This window comes from Roseateles sp., from assembly GCF_039595595.1.
In the GTDB taxonomy this organism is placed as follows: Bacteria; Pseudomonadota; Gammaproteobacteria; order Burkholderiales; family Burkholderiaceae_C; genus Roseateles.
Map to the genome: position 1 here is coordinate 151,756 of NZ_JBCNLG010000011.1, position 18,402 is coordinate 170,157.

An 18,402-nucleotide genomic window follows, 5' to 3' on the forward strand; every position below is an offset into this window, starting at 1 on the left:
GGGGCGCGCTGCGCAAGCCTGGACGCTGGCGCGCCCTGGCGGCGGGATTGTGACGCGGCGCGCCGGGCGCCGCGTATCAACGCGGTTTCATGCCGGTCACGCGGAGCCGGGCAGCACGTCGACGCGCCACGCGTTGCCCGCGCGGGAGACCTCCAGCCGCGAGTCGAAGCGCACGTCGAGGAAGCGCTCGATGACGCTGAAGTTGGTGCGGCTGTGCTCGGTCAGCTCCGTGCAGGTGAATGCGGCCGGACGCCCGGATCCCGCCACCGCCAGCGCGAGTGGCAGCGCCAACTGGTCCGCGAGGTGCTCACCGGCCGCGCCGGCCGAGGACTGATAGCTGCGGAGTTCTGCGAAGGCCATGCGCGCCACGTCTTCCGCCGCCAGGCCGCGTTCGCCGAAGGCCACGAAGACCTCGGTCAGGTGCTCATGGGCGAGCGTGATCATCAGCGCGTTGCCGGGGCCTTCGTTCTGACGGGCGGGGAGCGTGCGCAACTGCGAGGCGTCCCAGCCGGTCAGGCGCGCGAGCGCTTCGAGCTCACGCTCCGCGACGCCGCGTGGCAGCGCGGGCGCGATCACCTCGGCGAAGGCGTCCAGCGGCGCGCCGCGCTCGAGCAGGTCGAACGGACGCAATCCGCCTTCGGCTGGCGTGATCAGCGCCTCGATTTCGCCGCCGCCCGCGGGGAAGAAGCCGTGACGCCGCAGCGTCAAGTCCAGCCCCGCGCCCGCGCGCCGGATCAGCGGCGCGAAGCTGCGCTGCAGGAAGTGGAAGGGCGGCGCCATCGGGTTGTGCGTGCCGCCGGACAGGTGCAGCCGGCTGGGCGCGTCGGCCAGCATCAGCGGCGGCAGCACCGTCTGCAGCACCAGCGTGCAGCTGCCGGCCGTGCCGACCGCGAAGCGGTAGTCGCCGGCGTGCACGCGGCCGGGGCGGAACTCGAGCGCCTGCGAGCCGAGCTCGGCGCCCACCACGGTGGCGCCGCAGACCTCCTGAGCGGCGAGCACGCAGGTCAGATGCTGGCGCATCAGGCCGGGCTTGGGGCGGCGGGCGCGAATGCGCTCGATGCGCAGCGGCATGCCGGTGCACATCGACAGCGCGAGCGCCGTGCGCAGGATCTGCCCGCCACCTTCGCCATGCGAGCCGTCCAGTTCAATCAGGTTGTTCTTGTTGTTCATCTTCTTCTCGCGCTCTGCAGCGAAATGCCGCTGTGACGTCTCTCGTTGTCCTTCTTGTCATTAGGTAGCTTCGCCTCGGTCAAGCGGCACCACCTATTCACGCCTTGGGCAGCAGTCCGGCCACCTCCAGCGCGAACTGAAGCTGGCGACGCAGGCCGGGCATCAGCAGCGGCGCGCTGGCGCGCCACTCACCCCGCAATTGCGAGGCGAGCGGCTCCGCCGGCGCGGAAACGCCGCGGCGCGTGCCGAGTTCCCACTGGACCAACGCCCTTGCCACGTACTTGGCACCTCCGTCGGGCAGTGGGAGGCGCACCAGTTTCAGCAGCTCCTCCAGCTGTGTCCAGGTTCCCCAGAACCGCAACAGGCTCAATCCGGTTTTCAGCGATCGGGCCTGACGGTGTTCCAGGACCAAGGGCCACAGCTCAGCAGGAGAGGGCGGGAGCACGCCGCGCGCGACGGCTTTCACCGCGACGCGCTGTACCTGCGCCGAGGCGTCCCCCACGGCCTGCTTCAACCAGCGCTGCTGGGCTTCGCCCGTGCACGACGCGATGAGCTGTTGCAGTGCCAGCGCTCGAAGCCGCGCAGGCGGTCTCGCGCTGCCGGTCAGGGCGAGCAGCCGCTCACTGTGGACCGTTGCGCAAGCGGAATCCACGGCAGCGAGGAACAGAAGCGCCGGCGCGCCGCCATGCGGAGCACGGTGCGGCGCTCGCAGCTGCGCTTCGGCCAGTTGCCGTATCTCCTCCGTCTGCTCTGGCCGGCGCAGCCGGGCGAGTGCGACGTCGCGCACCGACCCGCGCGGATCGAGCGCAAGGCGCTGCGCACAGGCAATCCCCGCGTCCGGCGTGGTGTCGCAGAGCCTGCGCAGCGCGTGCGCGCGCACCGTGCCAGAAGGGCTGTCCACGGCTTTCAGCCAAAGCGCGGAACGCGCCGTCGCGCCAGACAAGTCCTCGACCCGCGCGAGCGCCCAGCGCGCCGCGACCACATCGCCTCCCAGCAGACGCTCGGCCAGCAGTGCAGACCTTCGCGATTCGGAAGCGATTCGCCACTCGCTGGTGTCGAGCCAACGACGCACCAACGGAGGCAGATGCTCCCGCACGCCGGCGATGCCGTTGATGCGCTGCGGCGCCAGCATGAACGCGGCGATCCCGTCCAGCAATGAACTGTGGTCGGCGCGTTGTCCGCGCAGGACGTCGACCAGTGCCGGTAGCGCGTCGAGCCAGGCCGGAAAGGCGTCGTCAACGAAGAACTGCTCGATCGCCGAGCGGGCAGCGCTTCGCACTTGCGGCACCCAATCGTTCACGCGGGCGATCAGACCGGGCAGTGCCTCGGGCGGGCGCATCCTCGCGAGCGTCTCGATCGCTGCCTGGCGCTCGTGTCCGTCCGGCGCAGTCAAGCGCGGCAGCCATGCTGCCGCGTCCTGCTCCGGCACTTGGCCGGAGAACCGTTGTTTCCACTCCATCATGTTTCTCCCTCGACCCGAACGCCGCGCCGCATCCGACGGGCGCCATCTTCATCCCTTCACGCACACCACCTGCTTGAGGGTGTGCACGACCTCCACCAGATCCTGCTGCGCCGCCATCACCGCGTCGATGTCCTTGTAGGCCATCGGGATCTCGTCGATGACGTCCGCGTCCTTGCGGCACTCGACGCCTTCGGTCGCGGCGCGCTGGTCCTTCAGCGTGAAGCGGCGCTTGGCCTCCGTGCGGCTCATCGTGCGGCCCGCGCCGTGCGAGCAGCTGTCGAAGCTCTCCGCGTTGCCCTTGCCGCGCACGATGTAGCTGCGCGCGCCCATGCTGCCGGGGATGATCCCCATCTGGCCGTTCTTCGCGCTCACCGCGCCCTTGCGGGTCACGAACACGTCCTGGCCGAAGTGCGTTTCCTTCTGCACGTAGTTGTGGTGGCAGTTCACCGCCTCGATGTGGCTCTCGAAACGCTTGCCGATCACATTCTTCGCCGCCGCGATCACGCGGCGCATCATCACCTCGCGGTTCAGCGCGGCGTACTTCTGCGCCCAGCTCACCGCGCGCACGTAGTCGCCGAAGTACTTCGCGCCTTCCTCGAAGTACGCCAGGTTCGCATCGGGCAGGTTGGCCTGATGCTGCATCGCGTCCTTCTTCGCCAGCTCGATGAACATCGTGCCGATCGCATTGCCCACGCCGCGCGAGCCCGAGTGCAGCATGAACCACACGAAGCCCTGTTCATCCAGGCAGACCTCGATGAAGTGGTTGCCGGTGCCCAGCGTCCCCAGGTGCTTGTGGTTGTTGGTGCTCTTCAGCTTCGGGTAGTCGCGGCACAGCTCTGCGAAGTCGGGCGCCAGCTCGGCCCACGCGTGGTCGACCATCTCGGGCGGGTTCTCCCAGGCGCCGACGTCGCGGCCCTTGGGCGTGCGTCCGTGCGGCACGGCCGCCTCGATCGCGGAGCGCAGCGGCGCCAGGTTGTCCGGCAGGTCCTGCGCGCGCAGCGTGGTCTTGCAGGCCATCATCCCGCAGCCGATATCGACCCCGACCGCGGCCGGGATGATCGCCTTGAGCGTCGGAATCACCGAGCCCACCGTCGCGCCGATGCCCACGTGCACGTCGGGCATCGCCGCGATGTGCTTGAACACGACCGGCAGCTTGGCGGCATTGGCCAGCTGCTTGCGGGCCTCGTCCTCGACGGGCACACCCTGCGTCCACATCTTCACCGGCACGCCGCCGGCGACTTCCATCTCGTTGTAGTTCTTCATGCTGAGCTCCAGAGGCCGCGTTCGCGGCCTGTCGGTATTCGTTGCGAATGATTGTCTTGGCGGTGATTGTTGAGCTCCCGCCACGGCTCCCCGGGGGCGGCGCACACGCGTCGCCCCTTCTTCATTGCAACGCCCGTGCCAGCCCGTGTCAGGTCTTGCCGGACTGTCAGGTAAGCTGTTGATACGTACATGAAAATCTTCGATCTTGGGTGGGAGCGGCAGGCCTTCCGTTCATCCACGGTGTGGCTTTCTGCTATCTGGAAGGCTAGTTAGCTAGCATTTGGGATAGGAGTCTCGCGCGGTGCGGATAGACTGCGTCCATGGCCAAGAAGCATGTGGTGATCGGATTCATCGGCTCTCAGCTGGACGGCGGGCAGGGCGCGGGGCGATGGGAGAAGTGGCGGCCCACGATCTCGCTCGTGATGCAGCCGGACGTGATCGTTCATCGGCTGGAGCTGTTCCACTCGCCTCAGCATCTGGCGCTCGCCGAGCTGCTGCGCGGCGACATCGCCAAGCTCTCGCCGGAGACCGAGGTCCGGCTGGTCGAGATGGCGGTCGAGGATCCTTGGGACTTCGGCGAGGTCTACGCCACGCTCTACGACTGGGTGCGCGCCTACCGCTTCGACCCGGCGCGCGAGCAGTACTGGGCCCACATCACCACGGGCACGCACGTCGCGCAGATCTGCATGTTCCTGATGGTGGAGGCGCGCTTCATCCCCGGCGTGCTGCTGCAGACCTCGCCGCCGCGCAAGCAGCGCGAGGGCGAGCCCGGCACGATGACGCTGATCGACCTGGACCTGTCGCGCTACGACCGCATCGCGCGGCGCTTCGAGGCCGAGCAGCACGACGCCGTGGCCTTCCTGAAGAGCGGCATCGCGACGCGCAACCGGCGCTTCAACGCGCTGATCGAGGAGATCGAGCGCGTCGCCGTGCACTCGCGCGCGCCGATCCTGCTGGCGGGGCCGACCGGCGCCGGCAAGTCTTTCCTCGCGCGCCGGATGTACGAGCTGAAGCAGACGAGGCATCAGCTCGAAGGCGCCTTCGTCGAGGTGAACTGCGCCACGCTGCGCGGCGATGGGGCGGCCTCGACGCTGTTCGGGCACAAGAAGGGCTCGTTCACGGGCGCGATGGCCGATCGCGCCGGCCTGCTGCGCACCGCGGACCGGGGGCTGCTCTTCCTCGACGAGATCGGCGAGCTGGGCCTGGATGAGCAGGCCATGCTGCTGAAGGCGATCGAGGAGAAGCGCTTCCTGCCCGTGGGCGCGGACCGCGAGGTCGAGAGCGACTTCCAGCTCATCGCCGGCACCAACCGCGACCTGCGCGCCGAGGTGGCGGCCGGGCGCTTCCGCGATGACCTGTTCGCGCGGATCAACCTGTGGACCTACAGCCTGCCCGGCCTGCGCGACCGGCCCGAGGACATCGAGCCCAACGTCGATCACCTGGTGCAGCAGGTCGGCCGCGAGAGCGGCCGTGCGGTGCGCTTCAACGCCGAGGCGAAGGCGCGCTATCTCGCCTTCGCGCAGTCCGCGCGCGCGCCGTGGAGCGGCAACTTCCGCGACCTGTCGGCGTCCGTGACACGGCTGGTGACGCTGGCCGAGGGCGGGCGCATCGGCCTGCCGCTGGTCGAGGCCGAAATCGCGCGGCTCGAGTGGCTGTGGGAGCGCGACACCGGCATCAGCGATGCCGGCGCCGCCGCGCGCGAGGAGGCGCTGCTGGCGGCGCTGTTCGATGCCCAGGCGCTCGACGCGCTGGACCTGTTCGATCGCATGCAACTGGCCGGCGTGCTGCGCGTGTGCGGCGAGGCCGCCTCGCTGTCGGAGGCCGGTAGGCGCCTGTTCCAGGCGAGCCGGCAGGCGCGCAGCGTCGTCAACGACGCCGACCGGCTGCGCAAATACCTGCTGAAGTTCGGACTGTCGTGGGACCGGATCGCGGCCGTCCGGTGAGCAGCCGGCGCTCTCCCGCGAACCGCCCCCGTGCCCCGTACGGCAGAGGCGCACTCGTAAGGAGCAGTCACAATCTGCGATTCCGCCCATGACTCCCGACCGGTCCACCTTGCCGCGAATGCTCCGCCTGCCCTTGACGCTTGCGCGCCAGGGGGCAGCGGCCTTGCTGGCCGCAGGCGCGCTGGTCGCGATGGATGCCGCGGACGCGGCGCCAGTGGCGAGGCCGGCAGCGGCGGCCTCCGCAGCCTCCGCGGCGTCCGTGCCTGCATCGCGAGCCCCGGTCGAGGCCGGCGATCTCGCGGACCCGGTGCGCGCGGTCAGCCAGTACAAGATCGATCTCTGGCAGACGGAGCAGGGTCTGCCGCTCAACACCGTGCAGGCGCTGATGCAATCGCGCGATGGCGGCCTGTGGGTGGGCACGGCCGGCGGGCTCGCGCGCTTCGACGGCAAGCGCTTCGTGACCTTCGAGGCCGCGCAATCGCCGGAAGCGGCGTCGCAGCCGATCTTCGCGCTGCTCGAGGATCGCCAGGGCCGGATCTGGATCGGCCATCCCGGCGGCGCGGCCGTCTATGAGCGGGGCCGCTTCCGCGCCGCGATCACCAAGGCACAGGCTGGCCATCGGCGGATCTGGTCCTTCGCCGAGGACAAGGACGGCGCGATCTGGGCCGCTGGCGACGGCGGCCTGGTCCGCTGGAAGGAGGGTGAGGTCAAGACCTTCGGCCCCGCCGATGGCCTGCCGGCCGCGCGCTTGAGGACCGTCGTCTTCGACACCGCCGGCACGATGTGGCTCGCGACCACCGGCGCCGGTCTGTTCGCGAGAACGCCGGACGGCAAGGTCAGGATCTTCGACAGCTCGAACGGCTTCCCGCATGCGCAAGTGCGGTTCGTGCTGCCCGATCCCGCGGGCGGCATCTGGGCCGCCACCGCGGGCGGCGGGCTGGTGCGCCTGCACGCGGCCGACCAGCCGGCGATGCGGGTCTACACGACCGCCGACGGGCTGCCCAGTGATCACCTGACCGCGCTGACCCGCGACACGCGCGGCGACCTGTGGGTCGGCAGCTGGGGCGCCGGCGTGAGCCGCCTGCGCGACGGGCGCTTCAGCACCGTGTCCACCGGCAACGGGCTCGCGGGCAGCCAGATCTGGTCGCTGATGGCGGACCGCGAAGGCAGCGTCTGGGTCGGCACCTGGGTGGATGGCCTGAACCGTCTGCGCAATCGCCCGTTCACCGTGCTGGGCACTCCGGAAGGCCTGAGCCATGACAACGTCCGCGCCGTGGTGGCGGCGCGCGATAGCGCGATCTGGGCGGCGACCTCCGGAGGCGGGCTGAACCGCTTGAAGGACGGACGCATCGATGTCCTCCGCCAGACCGACGGCCTGCCGACGGACGAGATCTCGACGCTGCACGAAGCGCGCGACGGCACGCTGTGGATCGGCACCTACACCGCCGGCGTCGCGCGCCGGCTGCCCGATGGCCGACTCGAGACCTTTGGCGCCGAGCGAGGGCTGCCAGGCGTCGAGGTCCGGTCGATCCTGGAGGACCGCGCCGGGACCGTCTGGGTGGGGACGCGCACGGCGCTGGCGCGATTCAACGGCCATGGCTTCGATGTGGTCACCGCGCCCGGCCTCCCCCATGAAGGGGTGGCCGCGATCCTGCAGGACCGGTCCGGCACGCTGTGGTTCGGCACCACCGGCCAAGGGCTGGTGCGTTGGCAGGACGGCAAGGTCCGGCACTTCAGCACGGCCGACGGACTGCTCTCCGACTGGATCATCGCCCTCAAGGAGGATGCGAATGGGGCGCTCTGGATCGGCACCAATGGCGAGGGCATCAACCGGATCAAGGACGGCCGCATCGGCGCGATCCGGCCCGCCGACGGGCTGTGGGACGGGCTCTCGCAGGTCTTTCTCGAGGACCGCGCCGGCCAGCTGTGGATGACCTGCAACCGCGGCTTCTATCGCGTCTCGCGCGACGACCTGGATGCGTTCCTCGATGGCCGCGTGAAGCAGGTGCGCTCGGTCGGTTTCGGTCCGGGCGACACCCTGCGCGCGACCAGCTTCGCCGGCAACCTGCAAGCGGCGGGGGCCATCGACGCGCAAGGGCGCGCCTGGCTGCCGTCGTCGGCGGGGCTGGTGGTCGTCGATCCGGCGCGTCTGCCCGGCGGCGGCGAACCTCCCGCGGTGCGCATCGACCAGATCAAGGTGGACGGCGAACCGGTGCCGATGGACGGCCAGCCGCTGGACCTGCCGCCAGGGCCGGTGGCGCTGTCGGTGAGCCTGTCGGCCTCGACGCTGCGCGAGGCCGAACGGGTGCGTTTCCGCTTCTGGATGGAAGGGCTGTCGCGCGGCTGGACCGATGTCGGCAACGATCGCGAGTTGACCTTCCCCGCGCTGCAACACGGCCGCTACAAGCTCCGCCTCGCGGCCTCCGCCGATGGCCAGCGCTGGCGCGAGGCCGAGACGCCGCTGCCCGTCACCGTGCGCCCGCGCTTCGATGAGACCGGCTGGTTCCACTTCCTGGTGGCGCTGGCGGCGATCGGCGTCTTCGCCGGCGGCGTGGCACTGCGCATGCGGCAGCTGCGCCGGCGCCAGATCGAGATGGAGCGCCTCGTCGCGCAGCGCACCGAGGAGCTGCGCCAGGCCAACGAGCATCTGAAGCAGCTGTCCTTCCTGGACGCGCTCACCGGTCTGCCCAACCGGCGCCGCTTCAACGAGGCCGCCGACGAGGAGTGGCGCCGCGCCCGCCGCACCGGCAGCCCGCTGGGGCTGGTGCTGGCCGATGTCGACGCGTTCAAGCGCTACAACGACCAGATGGGCCATCTGAAGGGCGACGAATGCCTGGCCACCGTGGGCGCGGTGCTCGGCGCGTCGATCGGCCGCGCGGGCGATCTCGCCGCGCGCTATGGCGGCGAGGAGTTCGTCGTGCTGCTGCCCGGCGCCGACCGCGACGCGACGATGCGCGTGGCCGAGCACATCCGCGCCGGCATCGAGTCGCTCGCGATGCCGCATCCGGCCTCGCCGGCCGGGCCGGTGGTGACCCTCAGCCTGGGCGTGGCCGCCTGCGTGCCCGGCGAGGAGAACAGCCTCGCAGGACTCATCGCCCAGGCCGACGACGCGCTCTACGCCGCCAAGCGCGAAGGCCGGAACCGCGTGCGCTGAGTTCCGGCCCGCCGCCGCGGACGCGGCGAGGTGAGCGGATGACGCTCAGCGGGTGACCGTCTCCGCCCGGGCCGCGCGCACCGCCTCGCTCAGCACGTCCAGCACCTCGATGGAGTCGTCCCAGGCCAGGCAGGCATCGGTGATGCTCTTGCCGTATTCGAGTTGCGACGGATCGTCCTTGCCGGGGCTGAACTTCTGCGCGCCGCCCTTGAGGTGGCTCTCGACCATCACGCCGAAGATGCGCGTGCTCCCGCCGCGGATCTGCGCCGCGATGTCGCGCGCCACATCCAGTTGGCGCTCATGCTTCTTGCTGCTGTTCGCGTGCGAGCAGTCCACCATCAGCCGCGCGTCCAGCTTCGAGGCCTCCAGGTCGGCGCAGGCGGCGGCCACGCTCTCGGCGTCGTAGTTCGGCGCCTTGCCGCCGCGCAGGATCACGTGGCAGTCGCGGTTGCCCTTGGTCTCGACGATCGCGACCTGGCCGTTCTTGTGGACCGAGAGGAAGTGGTGCGGCCGCGCCGCGGCCTGGATCGCGTCGGTCGCGATCTTGATGTTGCCGTCGGTGCCGTTCTTGAAGCCGATCGGCGCCGACAGGCCCGAGGCCAGCTCGCGGTGCACCTGGCTCTCGGTGGTGCGCGCGCCGATCGCGCCCCAGCTGATCAGGTCGCCGATGTACTGCGGCGAGATCACGTCCAGGAACTCCGAGCCCGCCGGCATGCCGAGGCGGTTGATCTCCAGCAGCAGCTGCCGCGCGATGCGCAGGCCCTCGTCGATGCGGTAGCTCTCGTCGAGGTAGGGGTCGTTGATCAGGCCCTTCCAGCCCACCGTCGTGCGCGGCTTCTCGAAGTAGACGCGCATCACGACCTCGAGCGTGTCGGCGTGCTGCTCGCGCAATGTCGTCAGGCGCTTGGCGTACTCGAGCGCCGCGGCCGGGTCGTGGATCGAGCAGGGGCCGATGATCACCAGCAGCCGGTCGTCCTTGCGCTGCATGATGTCGCGGATGCGCTGGCGGGTGCCGACGACCAGTTGCTCCATGGCCGTGCCACGGATCGGGAAGAAGCGGATGAGGTGTTCAGGAGGCGGCAAGGGCGTGATGTCCAGGATGCGTTCGTCGTCGGTCTGGGAGGTCTTGTCCTGCGGCGAATACCAGCGCTCCGCCTGTTGGGCGCTGGGATACGGGGTCGACTTGGCATTCATGGGGATCACGCTTTCTATGAGGGCTGGGGGTGGTGCTCGGGCCCCGGCCAAAAAAAACCGCCGGGCTTGTGGGCCCGGCGGTTTCTTGAGGATTCTTGGCGCGCTTGCTTATGCGTTCGCCTCTCCTCCGCCGGGGCGGTGCGAGAACCAAAAATAAGCAAAGTAAAACTTCGGTGCGGAACGCATAAGGACCAATAGTGCCTGCGCGGGTCGCGGCGCGTCAAGCGCCGCGAGGGGACTGCCGCGCTTGTCGCGTGACGGCATCGGGCAAGCGAGCCTTCGTGGAATCACGGGGCTCGCCGGGGGTCAGGCCGTGCCGCCGACGGTCAGGCCGTCGATGCGCAGCGTCGGCTGGCCGACGCCCACCGGCACGCTCTGGCCTTCCTTGCCGCACACGCCGACGCCGGTGTCCAGCTGCATGTCGTTGCCGATCATGCTGACCCGCGTCATCGCGTCGGGGCCGTTGCCGATGATGGTCGCGCCCTTGACCGGGTACAGGATCTTGCCCTTCTCGACCCAGAAGGCCTCGCTGGCCGAGAACACGAACTTGCCCGAGGTGATGTCGACCTGCCCGCCGCCGAAGTTGGTCGCGTACAGGCCCTTGTCGATGCTGGCGATGATCTCCTTCGGATCCTTGTCGCCGCCCAGCATGTAGGTGTTGGTCATGCGCGGCATCGGCACGTGGGCGTAGCTTTCGCGGCGGCCGTTGCCGGTGGGCGCGACCTTCATGAGGCGCGCGTTCATCGCGTCCTGGATGTAGCCCTTGAGGATGCCATCCTCGATCAGCACGTTGCGCTGCGAGGCGCAGCCCTCGTCGTCGACGTTGAGCGAGCCGCGGCGGTCCGGGATCGTGCCGTCGTCCAGCACGGTGACGCCCTTGGCGGCGACGCGCTCGCCGATGCGGCCGGAGAACGTGGACGAGCCCTTGCGGTTGAAGTCGCCCTCCAGGCCGTGGCCGACGGCCTCGTGCAGCAGCACGCCGGGCCAGCCCGGGCCGAGCACGACGGTCATCTCGCCGGCCGGGGCGGGACGCGACTCGAGGTTGGTCAGCGCCGCGCTCACCGCCTGCTCGACGTAGGACGCGATCATCTCGTCGGTGAAATACGCCAGCCCGAAGCGGCCGCCGCCGCCGCCCGAACCCACTTCGCGGCGGCCGTTGCTCTCGGCGATGACGGTGATGGACAGGCGCACCAGCGGCCGCACGTCGGCGGCCAGCGTGCCGTCGGCGCGCGCGATCAGCACCACCTCATGCTCGGCGGCCAGGCCGGCCATCACCTGCGCGATGCGCGGGTCCTTGGCGCGGGCCATGCGCTCGGCGCGCTCCAGCAGCGCGACCTTCTGCGTGCTGTCCAGGCTGGCGATCGGGTCGGCGTCGCCATAGAGGGCGCGGCTGCCGGAGACCACCGGCTCGGCCGGCACCTTGACGCGCTTGCTCTGTCCGGCCGATGCGATCGCGCGCACGGTGCGCGCGGCGTCGAGCAGGGCGGCCTCCGAGATGTCGTCCGAATACGCGAAGGCCGTTTTCTCGCCCGCGACGGCGCGCACGCCCACGCCCTGGTCGATCGAGAAGCTGCCGCTCTTGACGATGCCTTCCTCCAGGCTCCAGCCCTCGGCACGGGTGGTCTGGAAGTAGAGGTCGGCGTCGTCGACGCGGTGCTCGGTGATCAGCCGCAAGGCCTGCGACAGCGACGCGTCGGTCAGGCCGAAGGGTTCGAGCAACTGGGCACGGGCGGTGACCAGGCGGGCGAGGGTGGGTTCGCGCGAAATCATCGGGCGATTGTAGGCAGCCGCCGCGACCCTGGGCCCGTCAGGGAGACACGAGCCATCCGCCGCCGGCGGGACGGCATCGGCATCGGGATCGAGCGGGTCAGCGATCCCCGCCGTCCGTGTCGTCGTCGCCGCCGGCGGCCGAATCCTGCTTCCAGTCCAGCGCCTGCTGATACAGCGCCTTGCGCGATTCGCCGGTCAGCTCGGCCGCCAGTGCCGCCGCCTGCTTCAGCGGGAGATCGCGCACGAGCACCCGCAACGTGCGCAGCGCGTCCGCGGGCAGCCCCTCGGCGCTGGACGGCGCCTCGGCGGCGTGCAGCACCAGCACGAACTCGCCGCGCTCGCGCTGCTTGTCCTCGGCCATCCATGCGGGCAGCGTCGCGCAGGGGGCGGTGTGGATGGTCTCGAACTGCTTCGTGACCTCGCGGCACAGGGTCAGCGTCTGTGTTGGCGCGAGTTCGGCCAGCAGCGCGACGAGTTCGTGGATGCGATGGGGCGCCTCGAACAGCACCTGGCTGTGGGGCGCGCCGGTCAGCGCCTGCAGCGCGGCGCGGCGCTCCGCCGCCTTGGTGGGCAGGAAGCCGACGAAGCGGAATCCCTGCGCGCGCGTATCGCCGGCGACGCTGAGCGCCGCCGCCGCGCTGCTCGCGCCGGGCAGCGGGACGACGCGCACGCCGGCCTTCGCGGCCGCGGCGACCAGGAGCGCGCCGGGATCGGAGATCGCGGGCGTGCCGGCGTCGCTGACGTAGGCGATGCGTTCGCCGTTCAGCAGCCGGGAGACCAGGCCTTCGGCGGCCTGCTGTTCGTTGTGCTGATGGAGCGCGATCAAAGGCTTGTGCAGGCCGAGCCAGCGCAGCAGCTGCGCGCTGACGCGCGTGTCCTCGCAGGCGACGGCATCGACCAGGCCGAGCAGGTGGATCGCGCGCAGGCTGAGGTCGGCGAGATTGCCGATCGGGGTTGCGACGACGTAGAGCGTGCCGGCCGGATACTGCTGATGGCCGGCCGCGGCCGCGGCGGCAGCGGTCAGCGAGGCGGACGGGGACGTCGGAATGTTCAAGAAGCTCTCCATCGGACGGGACGGCGCGGATGCGCAGGCACGGGGCGCCGGCGCCGAGCAGCGCGCCCTGGACTACCTGAGGCGGCAGGGGCTGCGGCTGGTGGCGCGCAATTATCGGGTCGCGCGCGGGCCGTCGGCCCGGGGCGGGGAGGTCGATCTGATCCTGTGGGCGCGCGATGGGACGCTGGTGTTCGTCGAGGTGCGCTCGCGCGAAAACGACGCGCATGGCGGCGCGGCGGCCAGCGTGACGCGGGCCAAGCAACGGAAGGTGATCTTCGCGGCGGAATGTTTCCTGCGCACGCAGCGGGTGCTGCCGCCTTGCCGGTTCGATGTGGTGGCGATCGACGGAGAGCGCGTCGAGTGGCTGCAAGGCGCATTCGACGTGCCGGCCGAGCATTGAACTCCCTCGCCCCCCGCGAGGGGGGAGAGGGCAGGGGAGAGGGGGAGCCTCGAAGGGCAGCAGCGCTGCCGCACCCCTTATCATCCGCGCTCATGTTGGAACAACGCATACAACAACAATTCTTCGAGAGCGCGGACCTGCTGTACCAGGTCGCCGAGGGTCTGTCCCGCCCGCTCGCGGTCGCGGCGCAGATGATGGTGGACGCGCTCACCGCCGGCGGCCGCGTGCTGACCGCCGGGCTCGGCCCCTCGGCCGCCGACGCGACCTACATGGCCTCGCTGCTCTGCGGCCGTTTCGAACAGGAACGCCCCGGCCTCGCCGCCATCGCGCTCGATGCCCAAGCCCAGGGCTACGCCGACCCCGCTTCCGCGCTGATGCGCCAGATCCAGACCTTTGGCCATCCCGGCGATCTGCTGCTGCTGTTCGAGGCCCAGGCCAGCGGCGCCGCCGCCGCGCTGCTGCAGGTGGCGCATGGCCAGGAGATGAGCGTCATCGTCCTGAGCGGCACCCAGGACGACGACTGGCGCGCCACGCTGCTGGACACCGACGTGCAGCTGCGCGTGCCGCACAGCCGCTTCGCGCGCGTGGCCGAGGCGCACCGGTTGCTTTCCCACTGCCTGGGCGATGCGATCGACCTGCAACTCCTGGGCGCGAGCGAATGACTCCCGCGGCTTTGCCGCGGTGATCCCGCGGCCCCACTTCAGACCATGAAGGACTTCCCGATGATGACCAAGACCCGCTGGACCTCCCGCACCCGCCTCGTGATCCTGGCCGCCGCGCTGGGCGGCGCGCTGCTGCAGACCGCGTGCGTGCCGCTGATCGTCGGCGGCGCGGCGGTGGGCAGCGCGCTGGTCGCGACCGACCGCCGCACCTCCGGCACCCAGCTCGAGGACCAGGGCATCGAGCTCAAGACCGGCAACCGCATCCGCGAACAGCTCGGCGACCGCGTGCACATCAACGTCAACAGCTACAACCGCATGGTGCTGCTGACCGGCGAGACCCGCAACGACGAGGACCGCGCCGCCGTCGAGCGCATCGCGCAGGGCGTCGAGAACGTCAACAGCGTGCTCAACGAAGTGGGCGTCGGCATGCTGAGCTCGCTGTCCAGCCGCGCCAACGACGTCGCCATCGCGGCCAAGGTCAAGGCCAGCCTGGTCGATGCGAAGGACCTGATCTCGAATGCGTTCTACGTGGTGGTCGAACGCGGCAACGTCTACATCATGGGCCGCGTGACCGAGCGCGAGGCCGCCCGCGCCACCGACATCGCGCGCGGCGTTCGTGGCGTGCAGAAGGTCGTGCGCGCGATGGAGATCATCAGCGAGGCCGAGCTCGCCGCGATGGGCCAGTCGCAGCAGCAGACCAAGCCCAAGAGCGAGCAGTAAAGCGCGCCGCGCCCGCGGGCGCTCCCTCCCTCGAAAGGGACCGCATCGCGGTCCCTTTTTTCATTGGCCGCACACCCGCCGCCGAGAGGGGCGCATCAGTGTGGGCGAGCGCCTGGATCGGTGCGAAGTCAACTCGGCGCTTTCAGCCTTTTTTGCGGATCCTTTGACGCGCCTCACACATGAAGGCGATCGCTGCTGACGGATCGACCATGGCTCTCCATGATCCCGCCTCCCTCAATCGACACTGCGGAGGCGGAGACGATGTATTACCCCTATCTCCATGGCAAACAGAAGGAGGTGCTGGCCCTGCGGCACCTCGCGGCCTTGCTGGGATCGGAAGGACAAGTGCAGCCGGTGCTGGAGCCGGTGCGCCAGGCGGCGACCTCGTTGCGGCACACGCTCGAGGCCTGCGAGGCGCACCGGCTGCAGACCTGGCTGGTGGTGAACCCGGTGCGGCAGGACTTCGAACTGCTGCGCCCGGCGCAGACGCTGGAATGGGGCCGTCAACTGTTCACGTCGCTGCCGCGGCGCCAGTGGATCCATCCGACGCTGATGCTGGGACCGGCGCTGACGCCCGAGGTGGTGCGGCGCTTCGTGCAGCTCTTCGGCGGCCGGCCGATGGGCCTGGTCGTGGGCCGCGACGCGCCGCCGCTGCCCGACGTGATGGCGCTGCTGGCCGGCGTGCAGGTGCGGCGCGTGTTCTTCAAGGACGCCGAGCCCGCGCCGCTGGCGCGCGCCGCGCTGAACGGCGCCGGCTGCGTGTGGGTCGAGAACCGGCGCCTGCCGGAGAGCCAGGACCTGCGGGCCAGCGAGCGGCACCTGTTCACCGACCGGCCCGCCACTTTCCGCGAGGAGGGGCTGGCCGGGTTCTCCGACTACACGACGCTGCCCTCGCGGCCCGAGGCGCCCGAGCTGCCCTCGCGCTCGGTCGCGTTCCGGCTCAGCTTCCTGCGGCCGCAGGCGGCGGGCGGGGCGGTCTGGCTCGAGCATTTCATGAACGGGAAGGTGGCCGAGGGCGGCGGCGCGGACGCGCGCTTCCGCTACGCGCTGCACGCATTCCATGCGGCGCTCGACCGCAAGGACGCCTGCTTCGGTCCCACCGAGGCGGCTCGGCGCTACCTCACCAGCCTGATCGACGGCTCGACGCCGTCGCGCGCGCTGAGCAAGCAATGGGAGGTGATGCATCACCTCGAGCTGGTCAGCGGGATGCTCGCGGGGCGATTCCCGCCGGCGCCGGTTGGCGACGCGCCGCGCAGCCTGCTGGAGTTCGATCCGGTGCGGCGTTGATGCCGCGGTCCGGCTAGGCCTCGGCGGCGCTCAGGCGCACGGGAATCCCGCTCAGCACCGAGGTGCCGGAGAGGGGATCGCGCGCCTCGTCGTCGAGCAGCAGGTTCATGTTGACGCCGGGATGGCGGGCGGCCACGGTGAGCTGGCTGCCCGCCAGATCGTGGCCCCAGCCGTGCGGCAGGCTGACCACGCCGGGCCGCATGTCGGCCGTGATGGCGATCTGCGCCAGCACGCTGCCGCGCGCGTTGCTCAGCCGCGCGGTGCCGCCGTCCACGAGCCCGGCGCGCGCCGCGTCGTCGGGATGGACCAGCAGCGTGCAGCGCTCGCGGCCCTTCGCGAGCACCGGCAGGTTGTGCATCCAGCTGTTGTTGCTGCGGGTCTCGCGGCGGCCGATGAGCAGCAACTCGTCGCCGGTCGGATGACGCAGCGCGGCGTCGGCGTGCGCGAGGTCGGCGAGCAGCGCCGGCGGTGCCAGTTCGATGCGGCCCGAGGGCGTGCGCAGCACTTCGGGGATCCGGGGCTGCAGCTCGCCGAGGTCGATGCCATGCGGTGCGGCCTTCACCTTGGCCAGCGTGAGGCCGTGCGGCTTGGCGCCGAAGCCGTCGCCATACGGGCCGGAGCGCAGCGCGAGATCGAGCCAGCGCGCCGGTCCGGCGCCGCCCTCGAGCATCGCGAAGACCGCGTCGGCGTGATCGCCCGCCGAGCGCTTGAGCTCGGCGCGCAGCGCCGCGTCGTCGATCGCCTGCAGGTCCGCGTCGGCGGGCTGGCCGGCGGCAATCGCGGCCAGGCGCAGCAGCGTCTGCCATTCGGCGCGCGGCGCGTCGCTCGCGTCAGGATCCGCCGGCATCACCGGGCCGGACCAGCGCGCGTGATTGCGCCAGGACAGCTGCGCGAACACCATGTCGTAATGCCAGTCCTCGAGCGGCGACGGCGGCGGCAGGATCAGGTCGGCGTGGCGGCTGGTCTCGTTGATGTACGGGTCCAGGCTGACCATGAAGTCCAGCTGGTCGAGCGCGCGGGCCAGGCGGGCGCCATTGGGTGCCGACAGCACCGGGTTGCTGGCGACCGTGATGAGCGCGTGGACCTGGCCCTCGCCCGGCGTTTCGATCTCCTCGGCGAGGCAACTGATGGGGAACTCGCCCATCACCTCCGGCGATTTGCCGACGCGGCTGTGGCGCCGGCCGGTCGACACGCCCTTGCCCTGTCCGGGCTTGCCCATCGTGTTGGCGGCGAAGGCGGCGGCCTTCGGGAACATCAGGCCGCCTTCGACGTCGAAGTGGCCGGTGACGATGTTGAGCGCGTCGATCAGCCAGCTGTTGAGCGAGCCGAAGCGCTGCGTGCAGGTGCCGAAGCGGCCGTAGAGCACGGCCTTCGGCGTGGTGGCGAAGTCGCGCGCCAGGCGCCGCTGCGTCTCGGCGGGGATGCCGCAGTGGGCGGCGCCGCGCTCGGGCGGGAAGCCGGCGGCGGCGGCGCGCAGCGCGTCCAGGCCCTCGACGTGCGCGGCCAGCGGGCCCAGGCGCTCGAGCCCTTCGTCGAAGATGGTGTGCAGCAGGCCCAGCAGCAGGAACACGTCGCCGCCGGGGCGGATGGGCAGGTGCTCATCGGCGGCCTGGGCGGTTTCGGTGCGGCGCGGATCGATGACGACGATGCGGCCGCCGCGGGCGCGCATCGCCTTGGCCTTGCCGCGGTAGTCGGGGCTGGTCCACAACGAGCCGTTGCTGACCATCGGGTTGGCGCCCAGGCAGATGAAAAGGTCGGTGCGCGGCAGGTCCGGGACCGGCACGCTGAGCCAGTGGCCGTACATCAGGCCGCAGGCGAGCTGCTTGGGCATCTGGTCCAGCGTCGAGGCCGAGAACAGGTTGCGCGTGCCCAGCGCCCGCGCCAGATGCGGGAAGTAGCTGAACAGGCCGATCTTGTGCGAGGCGGGATTGCCGATGGACAGGGCGACGGTGTCGGGACCATGGCGTTCGCGCAGCGGGGGGAGGCGGCGGGCGATCTCGGCGAAGGCCTCGTCCCAGGAGACCGGCTCGAAGCCGGAGCGGTCGGCGCGGCGGCGCATCGGCTGGCGCAGGCGGTCGGGGTCTTCGTGGAGGTCCTTCAGCGCGACGCCCTTGGGGCAGAGGTAGCCGTGGCTGAAAGGGTCGGCGTCGTCGCCGCGGATCGAGACGATGGCGCGGCCGTTGCCGGCGGGGCGGGTCCGGATCTCAAGGCCGCAGGCGGCTTCGCACAGCGGGCAGATGCGGTAGTGGGTCTGGTCGGTGGCTTCCGGGGCCATGGCGTGTCTCCCGTCGTATGCCAGCGATTGTGGGAGCGAGCGGTTGGG

At 70.7% G+C, this 18,402-nt stretch carries 13 protein-coding genes; 6 read left to right on the forward strand and 7 right to left on the reverse strand.

The annotated features are described in order from the left end of the window. Positions 1 to 96: 96 nt before the first annotated feature. From rtcA to ABDW61_RS15290, 3 genes are all read right to left on the reverse strand, one after another. Positions 97 to 1,170 carry an RNA 3'-terminal phosphate cyclase gene (rtcA, locus tag ABDW61_RS15280; protein WP_343639808.1) on the reverse strand — a complete coding sequence of 358 codons (1,074 nt, stop codon included), beginning with the start codon at positions 1,168 to 1,170 and terminating at the stop codon, positions 97 to 99. 97 nt (positions 1,171 to 1,267) lie between these two features. Continuing rightward, the gene (locus ABDW61_RS15285; protein WP_343639810.1) at positions 1,268 to 2,632 is read right to left on the reverse strand and encodes a HEAT repeat domain-containing protein; all 1,365 of its coding nucleotides are present in this window, start codon (positions 2,630 to 2,632) and stop codon (positions 1,268 to 1,270) included. Between the two features lie 48 nt (positions 2,633 to 2,680). Beyond that, on the reverse strand, positions 2,681 to 3,895 hold the full coding sequence (locus tag ABDW61_RS15290) for an RtcB family protein (protein WP_343639812.1): 1,215 nt from the start codon (positions 3,893 to 3,895) through the stop codon (positions 2,681 to 2,683). A 320-nt stretch (positions 3,896 to 4,215) separates the two neighbouring features. Between ABDW61_RS15290 and rtcR the strand changes: the two genes are divergently transcribed. Next, the gene (gene rtcR / locus ABDW61_RS15295) at positions 4,216 to 5,838 is read left to right on the forward strand and encodes an RNA repair transcriptional activator RtcR (protein ID WP_343639814.1); all 1,623 of its coding nucleotides are present in this window, start codon (positions 4,216 to 4,218) and stop codon (positions 5,836 to 5,838) included. 118 nt (positions 5,839 to 5,956) lie between these two features. Further along, entirely contained in the window at positions 5,957 to 8,992 is a 3,036-nt protein-coding gene (locus ABDW61_RS15300) for a two-component regulator propeller domain-containing protein (protein WP_343639815.1), read from the forward strand. 45 nt (positions 8,993 to 9,037) lie between these two features. Here the strand turns inward: ABDW61_RS15300 and ABDW61_RS15305 are convergent, their stop codons facing one another. From ABDW61_RS15305 to rsmI, 3 genes are all read right to left on the reverse strand, one after another. Beyond that, complete coding sequence (locus ABDW61_RS15305) at positions 9,038 to 10,186, reverse strand: 3-deoxy-7-phosphoheptulonate synthase (RefSeq protein ID WP_343639817.1); 1,149 nt, start codon at positions 10,184 to 10,186, stop codon at positions 9,038 to 9,040. A gap of 306 nt (positions 10,187 to 10,492) precedes the next feature. Continuing rightward, a complete protein-coding gene (tldD, locus tag ABDW61_RS15310) occupies positions 10,493 to 11,956 on the reverse strand; it encodes a metalloprotease TldD (RefSeq protein WP_343639819.1) in 1,464 nt (487 codons plus the stop codon). 97 nt (positions 11,957 to 12,053) lie between these two features. Continuing rightward, positions 12,054 to 13,010 (reverse strand): 16S rRNA (cytidine(1402)-2'-O)-methyltransferase, encoded by a 957-nt coding sequence (gene rsmI / locus ABDW61_RS15315; RefSeq protein ID WP_343639820.1) that lies wholly within the window; start codon positions 13,008 to 13,010, stop codon positions 12,054 to 12,056. Between rsmI and ABDW61_RS15320 the strand changes: the two genes are divergently transcribed. The 4 genes from ABDW61_RS15320 to ABDW61_RS15335 all read left to right on the forward strand — a co-directional run bounded on the left by ABDW61_RS15320 (position 13,003) and on the right by ABDW61_RS15335 (position 16,079). Then, entirely contained in the window at positions 13,003 to 13,410 is a 408-nt protein-coding gene (locus ABDW61_RS15320) for a YraN family protein (protein ID WP_343639821.1), read from the forward strand. The genes rsmI and ABDW61_RS15320 overlap by 8 nt on opposite strands. A gap of 92 nt (positions 13,411 to 13,502) precedes the next feature. Further along, positions 13,503 to 14,072 carry an SIS domain-containing protein gene (locus ABDW61_RS15325; protein ID WP_343639822.1) on the forward strand — a complete coding sequence of 190 codons (570 nt, stop codon included), beginning with the start codon at positions 13,503 to 13,505 and terminating at the stop codon, positions 14,070 to 14,072. Positions 14,073 to 14,135: 63 nt separating this feature from the next. After that, on the forward strand, positions 14,136 to 14,792 hold the full coding sequence (locus ABDW61_RS15330) for a BON domain-containing protein (protein ID WP_343639850.1): 657 nt from the start codon (positions 14,136 to 14,138) through the stop codon (positions 14,790 to 14,792). Between the two features lie 219 nt (positions 14,793 to 15,011). Continuing rightward, positions 15,012 to 16,079, forward strand: coding sequence for a sce7725 family protein (locus ABDW61_RS15335; protein ID WP_343639824.1), 1,068 nt, complete (start codon positions 15,012 to 15,014; stop codon positions 16,077 to 16,079). A gap of 13 nt (positions 16,080 to 16,092) precedes the next feature. On the opposite strand, the gene ABDW61_RS15340 is transcribed toward ABDW61_RS15335, so the two are convergent. Next, positions 16,093 to 18,354 (reverse strand): molybdopterin-dependent oxidoreductase, encoded by a 2,262-nt coding sequence (locus tag ABDW61_RS15340; RefSeq protein WP_343639825.1) that lies wholly within the window; start codon positions 18,352 to 18,354, stop codon positions 16,093 to 16,095. Positions 18,355 to 18,402 lie beyond the last annotated feature (48 nt).